Annotated in this window: 21 protein-coding genes; 12 read left to right on the top strand and 9 right to left on the bottom strand. The window is 65.1% G+C overall.

The window, feature by feature from the left end; translation table 11 throughout:
- The first annotated feature begins 216 nt into the window (after nucleotides 1–216).
- The 7 genes from ACX80C_RS17110 (at nucleotide 217) to ACX80C_RS17080 (ending at nucleotide 7,544) form a co-directional block, all read left to right on the top strand.
- Entirely contained in the window at nucleotides 217–1,725 is a 1,509-nt protein-coding gene (locus ACX80C_RS17110) for a pyridoxal phosphate-dependent decarboxylase family protein (protein ID WP_459327669.1), read from the top strand.
- Nucleotides 1,722–3,050 carry a lysine N(6)-hydroxylase/L-ornithine N(5)-oxygenase family protein gene (locus ACX80C_RS17105; RefSeq protein WP_459327668.1) on the top strand — a complete coding sequence of 443 codons (1,329 nt, stop codon included), beginning with the start codon at nucleotides 1,722–1,724 and terminating at the stop codon, nucleotides 3,048–3,050. The genes ACX80C_RS17110 and ACX80C_RS17105 overlap by 4 nt, the downstream gene beginning before the upstream one ends.
- On the top strand, nucleotides 3,047–3,598 hold the full coding sequence (locus ACX80C_RS17100) for a GNAT family N-acetyltransferase (protein ID WP_459327667.1): 552 nt from the start codon (nucleotides 3,047–3,049) through the stop codon (nucleotides 3,596–3,598). Before ACX80C_RS17105 ends, ACX80C_RS17100 begins: the two co-directional genes overlap by 4 nt.
- Nucleotides 3,595–5,412 (top strand): IucA/IucC family protein, encoded by a 1,818-nt coding sequence (locus tag ACX80C_RS17095; protein WP_459327666.1) that lies wholly within the window; start codon nucleotides 3,595–3,597, stop codon nucleotides 5,410–5,412. Before ACX80C_RS17100 ends, ACX80C_RS17095 begins: the two co-directional genes overlap by 4 nt.
- A gap of 314 nt (nucleotides 5,413–5,726) precedes the next feature.
- On the top strand, nucleotides 5,727–5,936 hold the full coding sequence (locus ACX80C_RS17090; RefSeq protein WP_459327665.1) for a hypothetical protein: 210 nt from the start codon (nucleotides 5,727–5,729) through the stop codon (nucleotides 5,934–5,936).
- Between the two features lie 136 nt (nucleotides 5,937–6,072).
- Nucleotides 6,073–6,807 (top strand): helix-turn-helix domain-containing protein, encoded by a 735-nt coding sequence (locus ACX80C_RS17085; RefSeq protein WP_459327664.1) that lies wholly within the window; start codon nucleotides 6,073–6,075, stop codon nucleotides 6,805–6,807.
- Entirely contained in the window at nucleotides 6,804–7,544 is a 741-nt protein-coding gene (locus ACX80C_RS17080) for a hypothetical protein (protein WP_459327663.1), read from the top strand. The genes ACX80C_RS17085 and ACX80C_RS17080 overlap by 4 nt, the downstream gene beginning before the upstream one ends.
- Nucleotides 7,545–7,713: 169 nt before the next feature.
- Here ACX80C_RS17080 and ACX80C_RS17075 read toward each other — a convergent pair whose 3' ends face one another.
- The 8 genes from ACX80C_RS17075 to ACX80C_RS17040 form a co-directional block, all read right to left on the bottom strand.
- A complete protein-coding gene (locus tag ACX80C_RS17075; protein WP_459327662.1) occupies nucleotides 7,714–7,989 on the bottom strand; it encodes an HPr family phosphocarrier protein in 276 nt (91 codons plus the stop codon).
- Between the two features lie 21 nt (nucleotides 7,990–8,010).
- Nucleotides 8,011–9,696 carry a phosphoenolpyruvate--protein phosphotransferase gene (gene ptsP / locus ACX80C_RS17070; RefSeq protein ID WP_459327661.1) on the bottom strand — a complete coding sequence of 562 codons (1,686 nt, stop codon included), beginning with the start codon at nucleotides 9,694–9,696 and terminating at the stop codon, nucleotides 8,011–8,013.
- A complete protein-coding gene (locus tag ACX80C_RS17065; RefSeq protein WP_459327660.1) occupies nucleotides 9,602–11,695 on the bottom strand; it encodes a PTS fructose transporter subunit IIABC in 2,094 nt (697 codons plus the stop codon). The genes ptsP and ACX80C_RS17065 overlap by 95 nt, the downstream gene beginning before the upstream one ends.
- Complete coding sequence (locus ACX80C_RS17060; protein ID WP_459327659.1) at nucleotides 11,683–12,714, bottom strand: 1-phosphofructokinase family hexose kinase; 1,032 nt, start codon at nucleotides 12,712–12,714, stop codon at nucleotides 11,683–11,685. Before ACX80C_RS17060 ends, ACX80C_RS17065 begins: the two co-directional genes overlap by 13 nt.
- The gene (locus ACX80C_RS17055; protein WP_459327658.1) at nucleotides 12,711–13,478 is read right to left on the bottom strand and encodes a DeoR/GlpR family DNA-binding transcription regulator; all 768 of its coding nucleotides are present in this window, start codon (nucleotides 13,476–13,478) and stop codon (nucleotides 12,711–12,713) included. Before ACX80C_RS17055 ends, ACX80C_RS17060 begins: the two co-directional genes overlap by 4 nt.
- Nucleotides 13,479–13,677: 199 nt before the next feature.
- Nucleotides 13,678–14,403: a hypothetical protein gene (locus tag ACX80C_RS17050; protein WP_459327657.1), complete on the bottom strand. Its 726-nt coding sequence runs from the start codon at nucleotides 14,401–14,403 to the stop codon at nucleotides 13,678–13,680.
- A complete protein-coding gene (locus ACX80C_RS17045) occupies nucleotides 14,393–15,112 on the bottom strand; it encodes a helix-turn-helix domain-containing protein (RefSeq protein WP_459327656.1) in 720 nt (239 codons plus the stop codon). Before ACX80C_RS17045 ends, ACX80C_RS17050 begins: the two co-directional genes overlap by 11 nt.
- 243 nt (nucleotides 15,113–15,355) lie before the next feature.
- Nucleotides 15,356–15,613 (bottom strand): DUF6458 family protein, encoded by a 258-nt coding sequence (locus tag ACX80C_RS17040; protein ID WP_459327655.1) that lies wholly within the window; start codon nucleotides 15,611–15,613, stop codon nucleotides 15,356–15,358.
- A gap of 349 nt (nucleotides 15,614–15,962) precedes the next feature.
- Here ACX80C_RS17040 and ACX80C_RS17035 point away from each other — a divergent pair, with 349 nt between their 5' ends.
- Nucleotides 15,963–16,229, top strand: coding sequence for a GlsB/YeaQ/YmgE family stress response membrane protein (locus ACX80C_RS17035; protein ID WP_459327654.1), 267 nt, complete (start codon nucleotides 15,963–15,965; stop codon nucleotides 16,227–16,229).
- On the opposite strand, the gene ACX80C_RS17030 is transcribed toward ACX80C_RS17035, so the two are convergent.
- A complete protein-coding gene (locus ACX80C_RS17030; protein WP_459327653.1) occupies nucleotides 16,226–16,597 on the bottom strand; it encodes a hypothetical protein in 372 nt (123 codons plus the stop codon). The genes ACX80C_RS17035 and ACX80C_RS17030 overlap by 4 nt on opposite strands.
- A gap of 52 nt (nucleotides 16,598–16,649) precedes the next feature.
- On the opposite strand from ACX80C_RS17030, the gene ACX80C_RS17025 reads away from it, so the two are divergent.
- Genes ACX80C_RS17025 through ACX80C_RS17010 form a run of 4 tightly spaced genes read left to right on the top strand, consistent with a single transcriptional unit; the run spans nucleotide 16,650 to nucleotide 19,654 of the window.
- Nucleotides 16,650–17,462 (top strand): hypothetical protein, encoded by an 813-nt coding sequence (locus ACX80C_RS17025; RefSeq protein ID WP_459327652.1) that lies wholly within the window; start codon nucleotides 16,650–16,652, stop codon nucleotides 17,460–17,462.
- Nucleotides 17,452–18,201, top strand: coding sequence for a LamB/YcsF family protein (locus ACX80C_RS17020; RefSeq protein WP_459327691.1), 750 nt, complete (start codon nucleotides 17,452–17,454; stop codon nucleotides 18,199–18,201). Before ACX80C_RS17025 ends, ACX80C_RS17020 begins: the two co-directional genes overlap by 11 nt.
- The gene (locus ACX80C_RS17015) at nucleotides 18,198–18,812 is read left to right on the top strand and encodes a 5-oxoprolinase subunit B family protein (RefSeq protein WP_459327651.1); all 615 of its coding nucleotides are present in this window, start codon (nucleotides 18,198–18,200) and stop codon (nucleotides 18,810–18,812) included. Before ACX80C_RS17020 ends, ACX80C_RS17015 begins: the two co-directional genes overlap by 4 nt.
- On the top strand, nucleotides 18,809–19,654 hold the full coding sequence (locus tag ACX80C_RS17010; RefSeq protein WP_459327650.1) for a 5-oxoprolinase subunit C family protein: 846 nt from the start codon (nucleotides 18,809–18,811) through the stop codon (nucleotides 19,652–19,654). Before ACX80C_RS17015 ends, ACX80C_RS17010 begins: the two co-directional genes overlap by 4 nt.
- Nucleotides 19,655–19,671: the final 17 nt, after the last annotated feature.

The following is a 19,671-nucleotide window of genomic DNA, read 5'->3' as shown; positions in this document are numbered from 1 at the left end:
TCGTAGGGACTTCCCGGCGATCCTGACCTCGACCGGCGCTCCTGCGGTATGTTGGCGATCCTGTGACGACAGCCGTTCCAAAGAGCGCCGCGGCCCAAGAGTCAGATAAAACGTTCAAGTGATGACGCCCCGCGAATACCCGCGGGGCGTCTCTTTTTGGTTTTCACAAGTGTTTTGGTAAGGATAGCCTTAGCTAACTCCGACCTGTGAGGAACCATGAACAGATCCCTGCTCGATCCCGCCCAGCCGCTGGGCGAATTCGACCACCTTGAGCGGCTCCTCGACGCCGCGCCCCTCCTGATGAACCAGCGCAATACCGACCGCTATGCAGCTGAACTCGCCAGCGGAATCGAAGCCGTGGTTCAGACCTTCGCCTCCACAAATGCGCCGTTCACCGGACGCACGCCGGCCGACGTCTCCGTGGCAATCGACCACGTGGACCTCGACAGCCCACTGCACAGCACCCGCGACGCCCTCACCGAACTTCAGGAGGTGTACCTGCGCGACGCCGTCTACTTCCACCACCCGCGCTACGCCGCCCACCTCAACTGCCCAGTGGTGATCCCGGCCCTGCTTGGCGAAACCATCCTCACCGCGGTCAACTCGTCCCTTGACACGTGGGACCAGAGCGCGGGCGCAACGCTCATCGAGCGCGCGCTCATCACCTGGACAGCGGACCGCCTCGGGCTCGGCCCCGATGCCGACGGCGTCTTCACGAGCGGCGGCAGCCAGTCCAACCTGCAGGCCCTCCTGATGGCCCGCAGCCACGCCGGCGCAACATCAAACACACCGACGACGGCGGCGGCCACAGCGCCGCACTCAACCCTCCGCATCTTCGCCTCGGACGCCGCGCACTTCAGCGTGCAGAAGTCGGCCCGGCTGCTGGGATTGGGGGAAGAGGCCGTCGTCGTCGTTCCCGCCGATGCCGACCGGCGCATGCGCCCTGGCGCCCTGGCGGCGGCTCTCGAAGCGGCCGTCCGCGATGGTCTAACGCCGATGGCCGTGGTCGCAACGGCCGGCACCACCGACTTCGGCAGCATCGACCCGCTGAGCGAAATCGCGGAGCTGTGCGGCAGATACCGTACCTGGATGCATGTCGACGCCGCGTACGGCGGTGGTCTCATCACCTCGCTCCGGCACCGGAACCGGCTCGCCGGTATCGAGCACGCGGATTCGGTGACCGTCGACTACCACAAGACCTTCTTCCAGCCCGTCAGCTCCAGTGCGGTGCTCGTGAAGGACGCCCGGATGCTCGGCCACGTCACGCATTACGCGGACTACCTCAACCCGCGCGGCGAAGTGCTGCCGAACCAGGTCAACAAGAGCCTGCAGACCACTCGCCGCTTCGACGCCCTCAAGCTGTGGCTGACGCTGCGCATCATGGGCGCTGACGGGATCGGCACCATGCTCGATGAGGTCATCGCACTGGCCACCCAATTCGGCGCGGAGATCGACGCAACGGAGGACTTCGAGCTCGCCGCACCGCCACAGCTCAGCACCCTCGTGTTCCGATATACGCCAAAAACAAAACTCACCGTCACCCAGGACGCCATCCGGAAGGCAATCTTCGCCTCGGGGGAGGCGGTTGTCGCCGGCACCGTGGTGGACGGCGACCAGTTCCTCAAGTTCACCCTCCTCAACCCGGACACCAGCGCCCGCGATCTGCGAGCGATCCTCGACCTCATCCGGCGGACGGCCGCTAATTTGGAGGGCAGCCGGGCATGAACACGCGAATTCACGACTTCATCGGCGTGGGCGTCGGCCCATTCAACCTGGGACTTGCCGCGCTGACCGCCCCCATCGCCGAGCTCGACGGACTCTTCCTCGACCGCGCAGACCGGTTCGAGTGGCACCCGGGCATGATGCTCGAAACGGCGCACCTCCAGGTGCCGTTCATGGCAGACCTCGTGACCATGGCCGACCCCACCTCGCCCTACTCCTTCCTCAACTACCTCAAGTCCACCGGCCGGCTCTATCCGTTCTACATCCGCGAGAACTTCTACCCGCTGCGCACCGAGTACAGCCGCTACTGCGCCTGGGTGGCCGAGCAGTTGCCCAATGTCCGCTTCGGCAGCGACGTGGTGTCGGTCGATTACGACGACGGCGCGCGGCTCTACCGCCTCACCGTCACCGAGGGTGGGGCGCAGGTGCAGTACCTCACCCGGCGCCTGGTCCTCGGGACCGGAACGTCCCCTACTGTTCCCGCGCACTGCGCGGCGCTCGAGGAGCAGCCGGGCTCCGGCGTCGTGCACTCGGGCCGCTACCTGGAGCGGAAAGCGCAACTGCAGTCGCTCGAATCCATTACGGTGGTGGGCAGCGGCCAGAGCGCAGCGGAGATCTACTACGACCTGCTGCAGGACATGGAAGCGCACGGCTACCGGCTGGACTGGGTGACGCGCTCGCCGCGGTTCTTCCCGCTCGAGTACACCAAACTCACGCTCGAGCTGACCTCGCCCGAATATGTCGATTACTTCCACGCACTCCCGGCAGGTCAGCGCGAGACCCTGGGCAGGGCGCAGAAGCAGCTCTACAAGGGCATCAACGCGGACCTCATCAACGAGATCTACGACCTGCTGTACCTGCGCAGCGTCGAGAGCCAGCCGCGGACATCGCTCTACACCAATGTTGCCCTCGAGAAGGTCACGCCGGGGAAGAACGGCTATGAGCTCGCACTGACGCACGTGGAACAAGGCCACGCGTTCACGCTCGACACCGCCGGTCTGGTTCTCGCCAGCGGCTACAGCTACTCGGAACCGGCGTTCCTCGCAGGCGTCGGTGATCGCATCGCGCGCTTGCCGGACGGGCAGTTCGACGTGAGCCGCAAATACAGCGTTACGCCGGGCGAAATCTTCGTCCAGAACGCCGAGCTTCACACACACGGCTTCAGCGCGCCGGATCTCGGAATGGGAGCCTACCGAAACTCGGTGATCATCCGCGAAATGCTCGGCTGGGAGTACTACCCGATCGAGGAGCGCATCGCGTTCCAGCACTTCGGTGCGCCGGTGCGCGGATCAGACGTGCCGCAGGCGCCGGTCGGAGCCGCCCTGTGAACTTCACCCTCGCCCCGGTGGATCCCTCGCGCGACGCAGTTCTCCTCCACAGCTGGGTCACCGATCCGCACGCCCGGTTCTGGGACATGCAGGAAGCCTCACTCGCCGACGTGATGCGCGAATACACCGCCATCCACGAGTCACAGACCCACCACGCCTACCTTGGCTATAACGACGACGACGGCGAAGGCGCGCGTACCGCGGGGTTCCTGACGGAGCGTTATCTCCCCGGCCACGACCCCGTAGGGGCCACGTACCCAGTCCAGTCGGGGGACGTAGGCATGCACCTCCTCGTCCCGCGCACTGAGGTGCCGGTTCCCGGCTTCACGACGGCGGTCATCACGTTCATCCTCGAGCACCTCTTCTCCGATCCGGATGTGCAGCGCGTCGTCGTCGAACCCGATGTCCGCAACACCAAGGTCCATGCACTGAACGCGCGCGTGGGCTTTGAGCCCTCTTCGACCATCGAACTGCCCGGCAAACGGGCGCTGCTCAGCTTCTGCACCCGCAGCCAGTTCCTCTCGACCTTCCAGGAAGTTTCCCCATGACACTTGCCCCCGCCCTTGATCCGGCCACCGAAGAGTTCCTCACGCCCGCCGTGTGGGCGGACGCCAACCGCCACCTCACCTGCAAGGCCATCGCGGAGTTCGCCCACGAGCGCATCCTGGCTCCGGAGAACGCCGGCGGCGATGCCTACCTCCTTAAGTCCGACGACGACGCCGCCATCTACCGCTTCAGCGCACGTCGCCGCGCGCTCTACCACTGGAGCGTCGACCCCGCGAGCCTTACCCGGCACGTAGATGGGGATCGTACCGAAATCAACGCACAACAGTTCATCCTCGATACGAAGGACCGGCTCGGCATTCCGGATGAGCTCCTGCCGGTGTACCTCGAGGAGATCAGCAGCACCCTTGCCGGGTCCAGCTACAAGCGTCAGTTCCAGCGCTACACCTCGGCCGAGCTGGCCGTAGGGATCACCGAGGGTGCGGATAAAGCAGCGGACTTCCAGGCCGTTGAGAGCTCCATGACCGAGGGCCACCCGTGCTTCGTGGCGAACAACGGCCGACTCGGCTTCGGCGCGGAAGACTACCTCGCCTACGCGCCCGAGTGCGGCCGGCCGATCCACCTTGAGTGGATCGCCGTGCACCGCAGCCGGGCAGCATTCACAGCCCTTTCTGGCCTGGATTACCGCGATCACCTGCTCGCCGAGCTGGGTGACCGCCTCGGGATGTTCGAGGCGGAGCTGGAGGTTCGAGGATGCCCACCCGAGGACTACTTCCTCATGCCGGTACACCCCTGGCAGTGGGAGAACAAGATCCGCGTCACCTTCGCGGGCGAGATTGCCGGCCGAAACATCGTGTACCTGGGCACCGGCGTCGAGCAGTATCAGGCCCAGCAATCCATCCGCACCTTCTTCAACCGCGACTCCCCGGACCGTTCCTACGTGAAGACCTCCCTGTCCATCCTGAACATGGGATTCATGCGGGGTCTGTCCGCCGAATATATGGCAGTGACTCCTGCCATCAACGAGTGGCTTGCCGCGGCGCTGAACCCGGACACAGTGCTGCGCGAACGGGGTTTCACGCTGCTGCGGGAGACGGCCGCGATCGGGTACCGACCACAGCACCTCCACGCCGCGACCGCTCCGGGGTCGCCGTACCGGAAGATGCTCGCTGCGCTGTGGCGGGAGAGTCCGCTTCCGCAGCTCGAAGACGGTGAACAACTCATGACCATGGCGGCGCTCCTGCACCGCGACGTGGACGGTGCCTCGTTGGTTTCTGAACTGGTACAGCGGTCAGGGCTGACCGGCGCGCAGTGGCTGCGCAGCTACGCCGACGCCTACCTGATCCCCGTGGCGCACTGCCTCTTTGCCTACGAACTCGCGTTCATGCCGCACGGCGAGAACCTCATCCTGGTGCTGCGGGACGGCGTACCTGTGCGGTCGATCATGAAGGATCTCGGTGAGGAGATCGTGGTGATGGGCAGCGTCATGGACGTACCGGAGCACATTGCCCGCGTCCGCGCAGAGGTTCCGGAGAAGGAACGGGTGCTCGCGATCTTCACGGACGTCATGGACTGCTTCCTTCGATTCCTCGGAAGCACCATGGCCGACGACGGCGTGCTGGCCGAGGATGAATTCTGGGCCGTCATGGCCGGTGCCATCACGGACTATCAGAGCGCTCATCCTGAACTGGCGGAGCAGTTCGAGAAGTACGACCTCTTCGCCGAGGAGTTCGACCTCTCATGTCTGAACCGCCTCCAGCTACGTAACAACAAGCATATGCTGGACCTCACGGACCAGTCCGGAGGGCTCCAGTTTGCCGGTAAGCTCGCGAATCCACTCGCCGCCGTTCACCGGTGACAAAAACTCGGGTGGTCGTGTAGGTTGGAAGGCATGGGAACAATAATTTTCGAGTGATTGCGCGTTTCGAGGCGTTTCGCACGCCCGCCGCAACAAGATAAAACCATCGAAAAGACCGTGTTGAGGCTGCTGCCTCCCTGCTTGTTTCCACTTCTCCTGCTCTTGACCTTTGCGCCTTGTCGGCTCTTCGAAGCCGTTTACCTGGTATTGCTGGTTTCGCAGGACCTTCCGGAACTGACTGGGTGAACAACCGGAGTTGTCACCTGTCACGTTGGAAGTAAGTGGCCCACCGGTCACAACCGCTAAGGAGAGCCATGACCCAGCAAGACAAACAAGAGCCCATGACCGTCCACGTTGCCGACGACGCAGCGAAGAAGCTGGCGGATGACCCGCGCGCCCGGATGGCGCTTGCCAAGAAGAACCCCGCGTTCGGAGACCTGGACAGTGCTCACAGCACCGGCCGCCGAAAGAACGTCAATGCAAGCAACAAGCAGGGAAAACGGGAGAAGAAGGTGCGCTGGTAACGGCGAAACGCCCGCGCTCAAGAAGTTAAAGTGAAGCTGGCTCCGCGTTCTGCGTATGGGGGAATCGCAGAATGGGGAGCCAGCGCTTTTAACTATACTTCACTCCGGGGGTCGAAAGTCCAATCGAAAGGTGAGCATGGCGGTCACGGCTAAGGCGTTCCAATCGTGGCGCGCCAGGATCGCCCCCGATGCATCGGTTTCCGAACTCTGCAGACAGGCGGAGATCAAGCGCTCCACGCTCGCGCAGCAGTTGGTGCGCGGCAAAGTTTCCGTGGAGACCGTGGTCCGCATTGCAAGGGCGTACCGCATTTCCCCGGTACAGGCGCTGAGCGAGTTCGATGACTACCGCGACCTCGCCGAGCACGCCCAACCGCCCACTCCTGCCGAGTACCTCAGCCAGGTGTCCCCGATGGATCTGCTTCGGCTCATAGTGGGCCGTAGCGACGAAACCGACTGCGTGGGCCACCCGCTCAGCTTCACACTGGCGCCGATGCCGCACAAATACTCCGTGCGGACCTGGTTCGACGCCGTGGATCCCGGGGATCTTCGCCAGAGTCTGGCGGCAAGGACCGGCGTCGCGCCCCAGAATCTCTCGGCGCAGCTGAGTGCAGGCAGGCTCAGCACCCAGCTGTGTGTCGAAGCGGCACGAATCTCGGAGGTGTCGCTGACCAGCGGACTTGTGGTCACGGGCCTGCTGACGCCTGAGGAAGGTGGCTGGCGCACGGATGGTCGGGAAAGCGCCCTCAGTCATCTGCCGGATTCAGAGCTCATCCTGCTGGCCAGGGACTGGCTGGACGGACTAGGCAAGCAGCTGCGCCGTCAGGAACAGGACAGCTCACACGACCAGACCTTATGGGAGAACCTCGGATGAGCGGCGGAGCAACTATTCAGTGGGTCGCGCTGATCCTGTGCGTTGTGTTCGCGGCGATCCGGCTGCCGGATGCGCTCCGCGGCAGGGGCCGCGGCGTCTTCCTTGTCCTGGTTCTGTTTGCGGTGGCGGTCTCGCTGAGCATCGCCCCGATCTATCTCTTCGTCGACCAACTGCTCGGCGGAGTCAACGTCGCGAACCTGATCATCCGGCTGAGCCTGTACTCGATCGTGATCCTGCTGGGTATGCGGTGTGCGGCCGCATTCCGTTCACGGCGGGCACAAAAGTTCATTGCAGGCCCGGCAGGGATAGCCGCCCTGGCGCTCGCCGTCGTCGTCACCGTGGTTCTGTTCGTGGTGAGTGATCTTCCTGAGAGCTCTACGGGTCTTCGAGGCTTCACGGACCAGGCCACGGTGGTGTGGTATCAGAACATGGGCCGTCTCTATCCGGCCTACGTTGCGGCGTGCCTGCTGGTGCCGACGGCTGCAGAAATGGGGAACCGGCTCTCCCGCCCGGTTCATCGGTTGGCGTCCGGCCTAATCTTCGCGGGCTTTTTCATGGTCCTGATCTTCGCGATCCTGAACCTCCTCCCGCTCTCCCTCGGCCGGGCGGGGGTGCTGTTGTCATTCGGCTCCATCGTGCTGGTCACCACCGGTCTCACGATGATTTGGGCCTCACGACGGCGTGCAGCGAAGGAAACTTCCCGCAATTTCCTTGCCCGTGACCAGCGACGTCTTTAGTCCTTTCGGATGATTTATGCCGGAATATCCCGAAATACTGTTCACGTTTTCATCCTGCTGTGCCAAAATTATGATTATGTAACTCCCGGTGACCGTGGGGGGTTAGCGGGTTACACAGCGGTAGGTGCGTCCATTAGAACGGGTGGACGCACCTATTCCCGTTAAGGGGCTAAGCGTCGTGGTCGGTTTCCAGGATCCGGACGAGCGTGTCCAACGCTTCCCCGGCGCCGTCGTCGTCGCTCCTGAGAACCACTACGTCGCCGTGTTCGGCGCCCAGGCTCATCAGCGAGAGGATGCTTGAAGCGTCCAGGGCCTCATCGGCCGGGCTGTCCTCGCGGGCAATGGTCACCTCCACGGGGAGCTCACATGCCGCTTCTGCGAAGATGGCGGCGGGGCGGGCGTGCAGGCCCACGCGGCTGGCTACGGTTGCTGTTCGCTCGATCATGATGTTCCTTTGGTTGGTGGTTTAGAGACCGAGGGTCTCGAGAATGGGTAGGCCTGCACGGACTGCGGTGCGTGCCTCAAGGGCGTTGGGAGCCCCGAGTGCCTGTTCGGCCAGCTTCCTGGCCTCGTCCAGGGAGACCGAGGCCAGCACTGCTGCGACACCGGCCAGGGCGCGGGCGCTCATGGACAGCGTGTCGACGCCGAGACCCACGAGCACGACGGCGAGGGCCGGGTCCGCGGCGGCCTCGCCACAGACGCCCACGGACTTATTGCCGTTCCCGTGTGCCGCAGCTCCCGCGACGGTCTGCTTGACGAGCTGGAGTACGGCAGGCTGCCACGGATCGTTCAGCGCCGCGAGGGGGCCGAGTTGCCGGTCCGCTGCCATCACGTACTGGGTCAGGTCATTGGTGCCGATCGAGGCGAACTGCACGTTGCGCAGGATGCTCTCGGCGGTGAGCGCCGCGGACGGCACCTCGACCATCACTCCCGGCACCTTCAGCCCGGCGGCAGCGCAGGAATCAGCGAACCGGTGCGCCTCGTCCGCTGTTGCGATCATCGGTGCCATGACCCACACCTCGGTTTCGGCGCCGTCGGCTGCTTCTGCGATCGCCTTGAGTTGCCGGTCGAGCACGCCGGGCGTGGCGAGTTCCGTCCGGTAGCCGCGCACGCCCAGCGCCGGATTGGGCTCGGTTGCGTCGGTGAGGAAAGGAAGGGGCTTGTCAGCGCCGGCGTCGAGCGTCCGCACTACTACCTTGCCGTGCGGGAAGGCATCGAACACCTCACGGTAGGCGGCAGCCTGCTCGGCCACGGTCGGTTCGGTATCACGGTCAAGGAAGCAGAACTCCGTCCGGAGCAGGCCCACGCCCTCAGCGCCGGCGTCGGCCGCATTGCGGGCATCAGCACCCGAGCCCACATTGGCGAGGAGCGGCACCCGGTGGCCGTCCGTCGTCGTGCAGGTACCGCTGTAGGAACCCAGGGAGCGTGACTGCTCGGACCAGATGGCAGCGGCGGTGCGTTCGACGTCGCCGGGATTGATGAGCACCGAACCGGCGGCGCCGTCCACGAAGACTTCGGTGCCGTCGTCGATCCCGTCCACCCCATGGGCGGCGACGACGGCGGGCAGGCCGAGCGCGCGTGCGAGGATGGCGGTGTGGGACTGCGGCCCGCCGGTGCCTGTGACGAGCGCGAGGACCAGGTCCGGGTTGAGCGTTGCGGTGTCCGCCGGAGCCAGGTCTTCCGCCGCAAGGACGAAGGGAGTCTCCGACGCCGGGATGCCCGGCGCGGGCAGACCGCGTAACTCAGCGACGATGCGGGAGCGGACGTCGAGGACGTCCTGGGTGCGTTCGGCCATGTAGCCGCCCAACCCGCGAAGCATGTCCGCCACCTGGGCGCCCGCCTCCCACACCGCGCGCTCCGCGGACGTTCCGGCCACCACAAGCGTGTTGGCCGACTTCAGCAGCATGGGGTCAGCGGCCATCATTGCCGTGGCATCGAGTACCGCCTTCGCGTCACCAGTTGCCGATTCGGCGCGTCCGCGCAGTTCGGCCTGAACGGCTTTGGCGGCTGCCAACAGGTGTGCGGTTTCGTCATCGACCGTGGTGTCCGACCACCGTTCACCGGCCGGCGGCTCCGCAACCGGGCGCGGCATCTGCCGTACCGGACCGATCACCCGGCCCGGGCTCACTCCCACTCCAACGAATGTGCTCATTGCTCCAACTCCTCAGGTAGGGACTAGGCGGCAACCGGCTCGGAGGCCTTTGCTTCTGCCGGCTGCCCACGAGGATCGATACAACAAACATAATCACGTTGCCGATAGCGAAGAACACAAAGATGCCGCCGTGAGGTGCCTGCGAAGTGACGCCGGTACCCATCACGAGCGCTCCGGTGACCGCAGCACCGAGCATGCCAGCGGGAATGACGCGCAGCGGATCGGCGGCGGCGAACGGGATGGCGCCCTCCGAAATGAACGCTGAACCGAGCAGCCACGCGGCCTTGCCGTTCTCCCGCTCAGCCAGGGAGAAACGACGGCGGTCGATCACGGTTGCCAGTGCCATCGCCAGCGGCGGAACCATTCCCGCTGCCATGACGGCGGCCATGATCTGCCACGGAGCCTGGTTATCCACCGTGCCGGCACCGAGTCCGGCGACCGCGAACGCGTAGGCCACTTTGTTGATGGGTCCGCCGAGGTCGATCGCCATCATGAGGCCGAGGATGATGCCGAGCAACACGGCTCCGGTGCCAGTCAGCCCGGAGAGCCAGTTGTTCAGGGCGACGGTCAATGCGGCAATCGGTCCGCCGAGCACCAGGATCATGAGACCTGACGCCACTATGGAAGCTCCGAGCGGGATGATCACCACGGGCATGAGGCCGCGCAGCCAGCGTGGGACGGCGAGCTTGCCGATCTTCATCGCTACATACCCGGCAAGGAGACCGCCGACGATCGCGCCGAGGAACCCAGCGCCCATGAAGCCGGCGACCGCACCTGCCACGAAGCCCGGCGCAATACCGGGACGGTCAGCCAGGGCGTACGCGATGTAACCGGCCAATGCGGGGACAAGGAAGCCCATTGAAAGGCTGCCGATTTTGAACAGCACCGCACCGAGGTAGGCGCCGACAGCGCCCTTGGCAGTCTCCGGGAACTCTGTCGGCAGGTTCCACAGGGTGTTGTTGACCACCATGTCATCGGCGAAGTTCGTGATGTCGTAGCCGCCGAGGAGGAACCCGAGCGCAATGAGCAGGCCACCGCCGGCCACGAACGGAATCATGTAGCTCACGCCGGTGAGCAGCGCCCGCTTGAGCTGGCCGCCGAAGCGCTCGCCGCCGTCGTCGTCCTGGGTGTCCGGGGAATTCGAGTCCGGGACCCGGCGTGCGTTGGGATTGTCGGCGGCGGCGAGGGCTTCCTCGACCATGACGCCGGGCTCGTCGATGCCGCGCTTCACGGGCGCGTTGATCACGGGCTTGCCGGCGAAGCGGTGCTTGTCGCGGACGTCGACGTCGACGGCGAAGATCACGGCGTCCGCCGCGGCGATCACCGACGGGTCCAGGGGAGTGGAGGCCGATGAGCCCTGCGTCTCCACCTGCAGGTCCACGCCGCGCTCCTTGGCAGCGGCAACGAGTGAATCCGCGGCCATGTAGGTGTGGGCGATACCGGTGGGGCAGGCGGTGACCGCAACAATGCGTTTGGTGCGTGCGGCGGCGGGCGGCGTCGTCGTGCCCGGGTCCGTGGCTGCCGGCTGCGCGGACGTCTTGGCCGGCGCGGTTTCGAGCGCCCCCTCCACCAGGTCCACGACTTCCTGCCGCGTGCTGGCAGAACGAAGCGCGGCAGTGAAGTCCTTCTTGATGAGGGAGCGGGCGAGCTTGGAGAGCAGCTTCAAGTGCGCCTGGTCCGCGCCCTCGGGTGCGGCGATGAAGAAGATGAGGTCCGCCGGGCCGTCCTTGGCGCCGAAATCGACCTTCGGCTGCAGCCGGGCCATGACGAGCGTCGGTTCAGTGACCGCGGTGGACCGGCAATGCGGAATGGCGATTCCGCCGGGGATCCCGGTGGCAGTCTTCTCCTCGCGGGCGAGGGCATCGGCGAACAGGCCTTCCACCTGGCTCGCGCGGCCCTGCGCAACCACAAGTTCGGCGAGCCGGCGGATGACACCGGGGCGGTCCTCGCCCAGGGACTCATCGAGCACCACAAGATCAGGGGTAATCAAAGCGGACATTGTTCTTCCTTAGAAACGAAGTCAGTTGACTGGAGCAAGAGCGCGGACGACGACGGCGTCCGGCGTGGTTTGCCACGCCGGACGACGACGGCGTCCGGCGTGGTTTGGTGAAGTGCCGGCACGGTTGATCCAGGTAAGGATGCCGCGGCGGAGCCGTGTGCCACCGCCTGGCGGAGGCAATCGGGTGCGCTCCCGCCGCTGGTGTGCGCCAGGAGGTAGCCGGCAAGAGCGGAATCGCCCGCACCGACTGTGGAAAGAGCCGTAATTGGAGGGTGCTGTGCGTGCCAGGCGCCGTCCGCCGTCACCAGCAGGGCGCCCTTCGAGCCAAGGGTGGCGAGCACCGTGCGGACTCCGCGTCCCAGCAGCCGGGTCGCTGCTTCGACGGCGAGGCCTTCGTTGTCCTCAAGCCTGTTACCTTCGCCCAGGCCGGTCAGCTGGGAAAGCTCCTCGGCATTGGGTTTAAGGAGGTCCGGGGCTGCGCCCTCGTTGATAGCGGCGACCAGGGCGGCCTCGGAAGCATCCAGTGCGATCAATGGTGAGCGCTCGCCGTAGCGGGAACGCACGGCGCGCACCGCCGTTGCGTAGAAGTCCTGGTTGAGGCCGGGTGGTAGTGAGCCCGCCAGAACCAGCCAGGCCGCGCCGTCGGACTTCTCCACCACCAGCTCGATCAGGGCCTCGGCTTCCCGTCGGTCCAGCACAGGGCCCGGTTCGTTGATCTTGGTGGTGGTGCCGTCCGGCTCGGTGATGGTGACGTTGCTGCGCAGCCTGGCCGGAATGGGGAGGTTGCGGTAGGGGACACCGGCGGATTGGAGCCCGGTGAGGACGGGATCGTCGTCCTTCCCGGGCAGGATAGCCAGCGTTTCCGCCCCGCCGGCCGATAACGCGCGGCACACGTTCACGCCCTTGCCGCCGGACTCCTCCCGGTTGGCGGTAGCGCGCTGTACGGCACCGCGGGTGAGGCCAGCCGCGAGTTCGATGGTGCGGTCCAGGCTGGGGTTTGCGGTCAGGGTGACGATCATGCGATCACCAGCTCTACGTCGGCATCCTTGAGCGCGGCTTCCAGTTCCGGCTCGGGCTGCGCGTCGGTGACAAGCGCGTCGATCTCGCTGAGGGAGGCGAAGTTCATGAGCGTCTCGGCGTCCAGTTTCGAGGAATCCGCCAGTACGACGACGCGGCGGGAGGCCCGCACGATAGCCGCCTTGACGGAGGCCTCCTCGGGGTCGGGGGTGCTCAGTCCGAACGCGGCGTGGATGCCGTTGGCGCCGACAAAGGCAACATCCGGCCGGAAGCTGCCGTATTGGGCCACCGTTCCGCTTCCCACGCAGGCGCTGGTCAAACCGCGCATCCGGCCGCCGATGAACTCGAGCTGAAGCGGGGCCTCGATGAGCGCATGGGCAACGGGGATGGAGTGGGTGATGATGAGCAGTTGGTCTGCAGGCTCCTGCGCCAGGAGGGCGGCCAGTGCGCCTGTGGTGGTACCGCCGTCGAGCACGATCGACCCTTCGGACGGGACCATGGCGAGTGCTGCCTTGGCAATGCGTGCCTTCTCGGCCTGGCTGCGGCCTTCGCGGCTGGTGAGGCTGAGTTCGTTGGTGCTCGCACTGTTCGCGGGAACCGCACCACCGTGTACCCGGCGCAGCACGCCGTCCTTCTCAAGTAGGGCGAGGTCGCGGCGGACGGTTTCCTTGGTGATGTCGAACCGTGCGGCGAGTTGTGCAACGGACACCCGTCCCTCGGACGCGACCAGTGCAGCGATCCTGTTGTAGCGTTCCTCGGCGAACACCGGGCCTCCTCACTCGTGACGGCTGTCACACCTACTTCCGTTTGAGTGACTCTATCTGTGTTTAAGTTTGCTTGTCAATCGAAAGCGGAAGAAAACGCAGATTGCCGTGTAGCAGGCGGAGCTTGGGTACTCATAATGCTCCCGTAGCGCCATCATGTGTGTTGATGGACGCTTCGCCATCCCCGTGTACGCCGCGTAATTAGCTATAGAGGCTAATCCTGAGACGCGCGACACCGTCATTGCTCTCCGGATACTCCGCAGCCAGCTCCGGCTTGTTGGCGAGGTGACCAAGCATGTTGGACAAGTGCCCTCGTTCGGCGTGGGAATATTCGATCCCGCGAACGTCCGCTGCCCGGACGACCGAAGCCATGATCAGGAAGTCGTCGAAGTGCCGCTTCCGCCCTGGATCCTCCATGATTTTAATGGCCGCGGCCTTGCCGATCAGGCAGCCCATCAGGGTTGGCCGGTTCACAGAGCCGGTCCGGTCACCACACACAACCTCTACCGTTTCGGTCCTGTTGACCGCGGTCTGGCCGGCCGGCGCGGCGAGGGTCGTTCCTCCGTTGACGCCTCCGCGCTTCTCGGCTCTCTCGCCCAGGAAGCGGGGGATCAGCACATCAATCTTCGCTTCCTCCCGGACCCATCGATGCTCGTGGCCGTCGGGTGAAAACCCGGCTGACTTGAATCCAAGCTCCACCAGAAGTCCGGTGAAGGTTGCCAACATGTTCGGATGTTCGCGGATGTCGAGGACGGTGTCGGCATCGTCAGTCGGACGTACGGAAATCGACTCCCGCTCGACAGCATGTAGGTAGACAGACTGCCCACCGACGAGGGTCCAGCCGTATGTCAATCGTTCATGGATGTTGAAGAGCGCACCCCAAGCTGCTTCCTGCGCTTCGGTTGACGGCGGCAGTTCAATGGCCAACGATGCTCCTCAAGATTCGGGCCGCCTCGTTCTGCTCGCGGGGGCCATTGTGTTCAGCCAAGTCCGCCGCAACTGCAGCCAGGGGTAGCTTTTCCGGAAGCTCCTCGGCGACATGGAGGATCACATTTGCTGCTCGCTCGTTCTTGGCTGGCACAAGGAAGAAGTCCCTCTTCAACCGCTCGACGTCATCGTCGTCGATGTACGCCTCAACCTCGGAATTGGACAGCAGGGAGGATGCAGGGTGGGATACACCGGAGAGCATGAGTCGCGGGTCGACGCGCAGGTCCTGGATGTCAGCACGGTCCGCAACAAAAAGGCACCGCTCAGCTCGGGCCTCGACTTTGCTGAGAAGGCTGAGCAGCGCCTCTTCGCACACAGCGGGCTCCATTAAGTGCATCATCCAGTTCCGCCACCGTCTGAGTACCTGGGAGTTGAGCGATGGAAGCTCTTTGAGCTGAATTTTCTGCCAATCGTCCTCCAGCTGCTCGAAGCGCGCTGCGTCTAGGAAGGCCAGGAAGCCCCAGGCCGTCCCCGGTGTCACTGGCCGTCCACCAGGCGGGTTTCTTCGGTAGCGTTGAACTTCAAGCTCGTCGAGCACCCACTGGTTGCCAACTTTTTCGGCGCGAAGCTTCCCCGTGTCGATCAGTGCGCGGACACGGGCAGGTGTAACGCCCAAGGAGGAGGCGGCTTCCTTCACACTCATCGCCATGAAACAACTATATCGAGTTCGCAATAGTTGTATACGGAACCGATACCCCGAGGTCGCATGATTCCGTGCAGGTCTCAGCTTCGAGATGGGCTGAACCGCGGCGTGTCTTGGCGCGACACGCATCGCATCGCCTCAGACCTGCACGAAATCGTTCGGCGAGGGGAATGGTTGGGCTCACTTACGGGCAAACAAAAAGCCACCCGCACCCAATCAGGTGCGGGTGGCTTTAGTGGTGCGAGGTCCCTAGATGCCGCCGTCGCGGGTTTCGTTGCGGGTGATCTGCTCACCGGTGTTGGGATCCTGGACGGAGCGGGACTCGGATACCCGTTTCTGGCTGCGGGGGGCATTCATCACCAAGGAGACGACGAGTCCCAGAACGCCGACGCCCATGAGGATGTAACCCACGAGGGTCAGGTCGATGAAGTTCGTCAGATTATCTGCCACTGCAAAGGCAAGAATTGCACCGAGTGCAATGAGGACGATGGAGGAACCGATTCTCATGCCAACTACTCCTTGATGTGTGCCGGCCCAGGAATTCTTTCCTGTTCTGCCGTAGAGCTACGAAATAACGCGCTGTGTAATCAGCATACTGGCTTTATCCCCGCGTAGTGGCGGAAGTGCCGCGAATTTCGACGGTTGGGCGATTCCGCCGGCGGGTTGCGACTCGATCAATTTTTTCATTTCAGGGGGTTGCAAAGCCTGCAAGCGGGGGTTTAATAGAGCCACTGGTAATGACGTAAAGTAATAGTAAGCTAGCTGATGAAGTAGGGTGGTTCGCAGTTGCACTCCGGTGCAGCGTAGCCATAGACAGACAAGTTCCGTGGATAGAAGTTCGAATAAGGAGCACTTCATGAATTTCCTGGCATTTCTTCTACTCGGTCTCATCGCAGGTGCCATCGCAAAGCTGATTCTTCCGGGCAAGCAGGCCGGCGGCTGGGTGATGACCCTCATTCTCGGGGTTATTGGTGCGCTTTTGGGAGGCTTCCTCGGGAACCTGCTCTTCAACGTCGGAGTTAACGAGTTCTTCTCGATCTCTTCATGGCTGCTGGCAATCGGCGGCGCGATTATCGTCCTTCTCATTTACGGCGCAATCACGAAGAACCGTTCGCACGCCTAACACCCCTCATAGCTAAAGCGCCCCGTCGGTCCCCCATCCGACGGGGCGCTTTGTGTGGGCTCCCAACCCTCGCTGGCGCTCACGCCGGGGCCCTCGCCCACTACGCGCTTGGTGGGCTCCCAACCCTCGCTGGCGCTCACGCCGGGGCCCTCGCCCACTACGCGCGTGGTGGGCTCCCAACCCTCGCTGGCGCTCACGCCGGGGCCCTCGCCCACTACGCGCTTGGTGGGCTCCCAACCCTCGCTGGCGCTCACGCCGGGGCCCTCGCCCACTACGCGCGTGGTGGGCTCCCAACCCTCGCTGGCGCTCACGCCGGGGCCCTCGCCCACTACGCGCTTGGTGGGCTCCCAACCCTCGCTGGCGCTCACGCCGAGGCCCTCGCCCACTACGCTTAGACATAACCGACGGAAGGATCATGCAATGGCACGGTTCAACCCCGCTGCGAAAGTTGCCGGTGGAGCGGTGTTCGACCGCGAGGGCCGCCCCAAGCCCGGCGTCCAGCGCGCCGTCGAGCGCGCGATCGACATCCAGCGCCCGCTGGTTCTGGCCAACCTGCGCCGGCTTCGAAGGAAGCATCCAACAGCCTCCGCCGCCGAACTCAACGCGAAGCTTGAGCGGGACTACCTCGTGGCAATCACCACCGCAGGAGCCGCAGTGGGCGGCACCGCCGTCGTTCCGGCCATCGGAACCGCCGTGTCACTGGGACTGTCCGCGGCTGCGACCATCGGGTTCCTTGAGGCGACGGCGTTGTATGCGCAGTCGGTAGCCGAGTTGCACGGCATCTCCACGGAGGATCCGGAACGCGCCCGCACCATGGTGATGGCAATCCTGATGGGGGAGGAGGGCTCGGCCCTGATCCAGGCGACCATCGGTTCGTCTGCCGGCGGTGTTACCAGGCACTGGGGCAATGTTGTGGGCGGCTCGATGTCCTCGTCCGCGGTCCGCAGCATCGGAGCGAGCATCCGGAAGCGGTTCATCAGACGCATGCTGGCGCGCCAGGGGGGTGCGCTGCTGGGCCGTGCACTGCCCTTCGGCGTAGGCGCCGCAGTGGGCGGGGCAGGCAACCACATGATGGGCCGCACGGTCATCAACGCGACCCGCGAGGCATTCGGCCCGCCGCCCAACGTCATTCCCGGTGAGCTCCTGACCGAGCTCGAAACGCTGAAGTACGTTGAGCCTGCCGAAGGCACTGAGCCGTACGGTGAGGGAGCCGGTGCCACGGATCGACCTTAACGCGGACCTCGGGGAAGGCTTCGGCGCCTGGACCATGGGCGACGACGCCGCGATGTTCCCCCTGGTCAGCAGCGCCAACATCGCGTGCGGCTTCCACGGCGGCGACCCCGCGACCATGCTCGCCAGTTGCCGCCTCGCGGTCCAGTACGGTGTCGCCATTGGGGCGCACGTTGCCTACCGGGACCTAGCCGGGTTCGGCAGGCGGTACATCGACATCGCCCCGGAGGATCTGGCGGCGGACGTGCTCTACCAGCTTGCTGCGCTGGACGGAATCGCCCGGTCGGTGGGCGGCGCCGTCGCCTACGTGAAACCGCATGGCGCGCTCTACAACCGGATAGTCCACGACGGTGCGCAGGCCGGGGCCGTTCTGGCCGCGGTCCGGTCCTACAACCCGGGTCTGCCCATTCTTGGCCTGCCGGATTCGCAGATCCTGCAGCGTGCGGAGGCAGCGGGTCAGCCCACCGCCAGGGAAGCCTTCGCCGACCGCAACTATGAGCCGGACGGAACGCTCACGCCCCGGAAAGAGCAGGACGCGGTACTTGGCGAACCCGAGACAGTTGCCGGACGCGCCCTGCGCATGGTGAGCGACGGCGTCGTTATCGCCCGGGACGGCACACGGGTGCCGCTCGACGTGGCCTCGATCTGCGTGCATGGCGACACCCCCGGCGCTGTGGCAATGGCCGGCGCGGTTCGTGAGCAGCTGCTGGGCGCCGGAGTCGAGATCCGGTCCTTCGTGTGAGGGTCCGTCCGTTCGGCGACCGCGCGCTGCTCCTTGAGGTCGAGAGTATCGACGCCGTCCTGCGGCTCTACCGCGCGTTGGAGGTGCGGCCAGCCGGCGTCGTCGACGTCGTTCCCGCCGCCCGAACGGTGCTCATCACCTACGAACCGCGCCGGCTTGCGCAGGACAGCATCCTTGAGTGGGTGCGCGCGCAGGATCAGAACGACGACGACGACGGCGCGCCGCTCCCGCGACGGGAGGTGATCCTTGAGGTGGACTACTCGGGGCCGGACCTGCCCGAGGTCGCGAGCACTCTCGGGATCAGCGCCGAAGAGGTTGTTGAGCTGCACACCGCTTCAACGTGGACGGCTGCATTCACCGGATTCGCACCCGGCTTCGCGTACCTCGTGACGGACCACGCCCGGCTCAAAGTCCCGCGGCGGGAAAGCCCACGTACGTCCGTTCCGGCCGGATCGGTGGGACTGGCAGGGGAGTTCAGCGGCGTCTATCCACGACAATCGCCCGGCGGTTGGCAGCTGATCGGCCGCACGGACGCTGAGCTGTGGAACCCGTCGGCGCAAGCGCCGGCGCTCCTGGAGCCCGGATGCACTGTCAGGTTCCGGGTGTTATGACCTTCACCGTATTGGATCCTGGTCCGCTGACCTTGCTACAGGACGCCGGCCGTCCCGGGCAGGCCGCGCTCGGGGTAAGTCCTTCCGGAGCACTGGATACCGAAGCCTATGCTCGCGGCAACCTGATGGTTGGCAATGCGGCTGGCGCGGCCGCGCTGGAGGTACTGCTGGGGCCGGCGGAGCTTCGGGCGGAGGCGCCCGCCGTCGTCGTTGTGACGGGGGCTGCCGGTGCCGTCGAAGTGAACGGACGGCGTGGGCATGGTGTCCTGCACCTGGCTGCCGGTGACGTGCTGCGGCTGAGTCGGGCAGAGGCCGGCCTGCGCTATTACGTGTGCGTTCGCGGTGGATTCGAAGATGAGCGTGAACTCGGTTCACTTTCCATGGACACGCTGTCGGGGCTCGGACCGGCACCCCTGCGGCGGGGGGACGTGCTGAGGGCAGGGAGCGCCCAGGGTGCTGCGGGCTTCCCGCCGTCGCGGCGAGCGTCCAACGGCCCGCACGCTGTGCGGATCCTCGAGGGCCCGCGGAAGGATTGGTTCACTGCGGAATCGTGGCAGCGGCTCATTGCAGGGATTTGGTCCGTCACTGCCGAAAGCAATCGCGTGGGCCTGCGGCTCGACGGGGTGCCTCTGGAGTGCAGCCGGACCGGGGAGCTGCCCACCGAAGGGATGGTTGCTGGCGCCATTCAGGTGCCGCCGTCGGGCCTGCCGGTGGTGTTCCTTGCGGATCATCCGGTGACGGGCGGGTACCCGGTGATCGGGGTGGTGCATTCGGCGGATCTGTCGGTCCTCGCGCAGGCGGCGCCTGGACAGCGGGTGCGTTTCCTTGACGGCGGGCGCTGACCTAAGGAACTTTCGGG

The sequence above is a fragment of the Arthrobacter tecti genome (assembly GCF_054511355.1).
The sequence above is the reverse complement of the archived record's forward strand: the minus strand, read 5'-3'. Positions and strand labels throughout refer to the sequence as shown.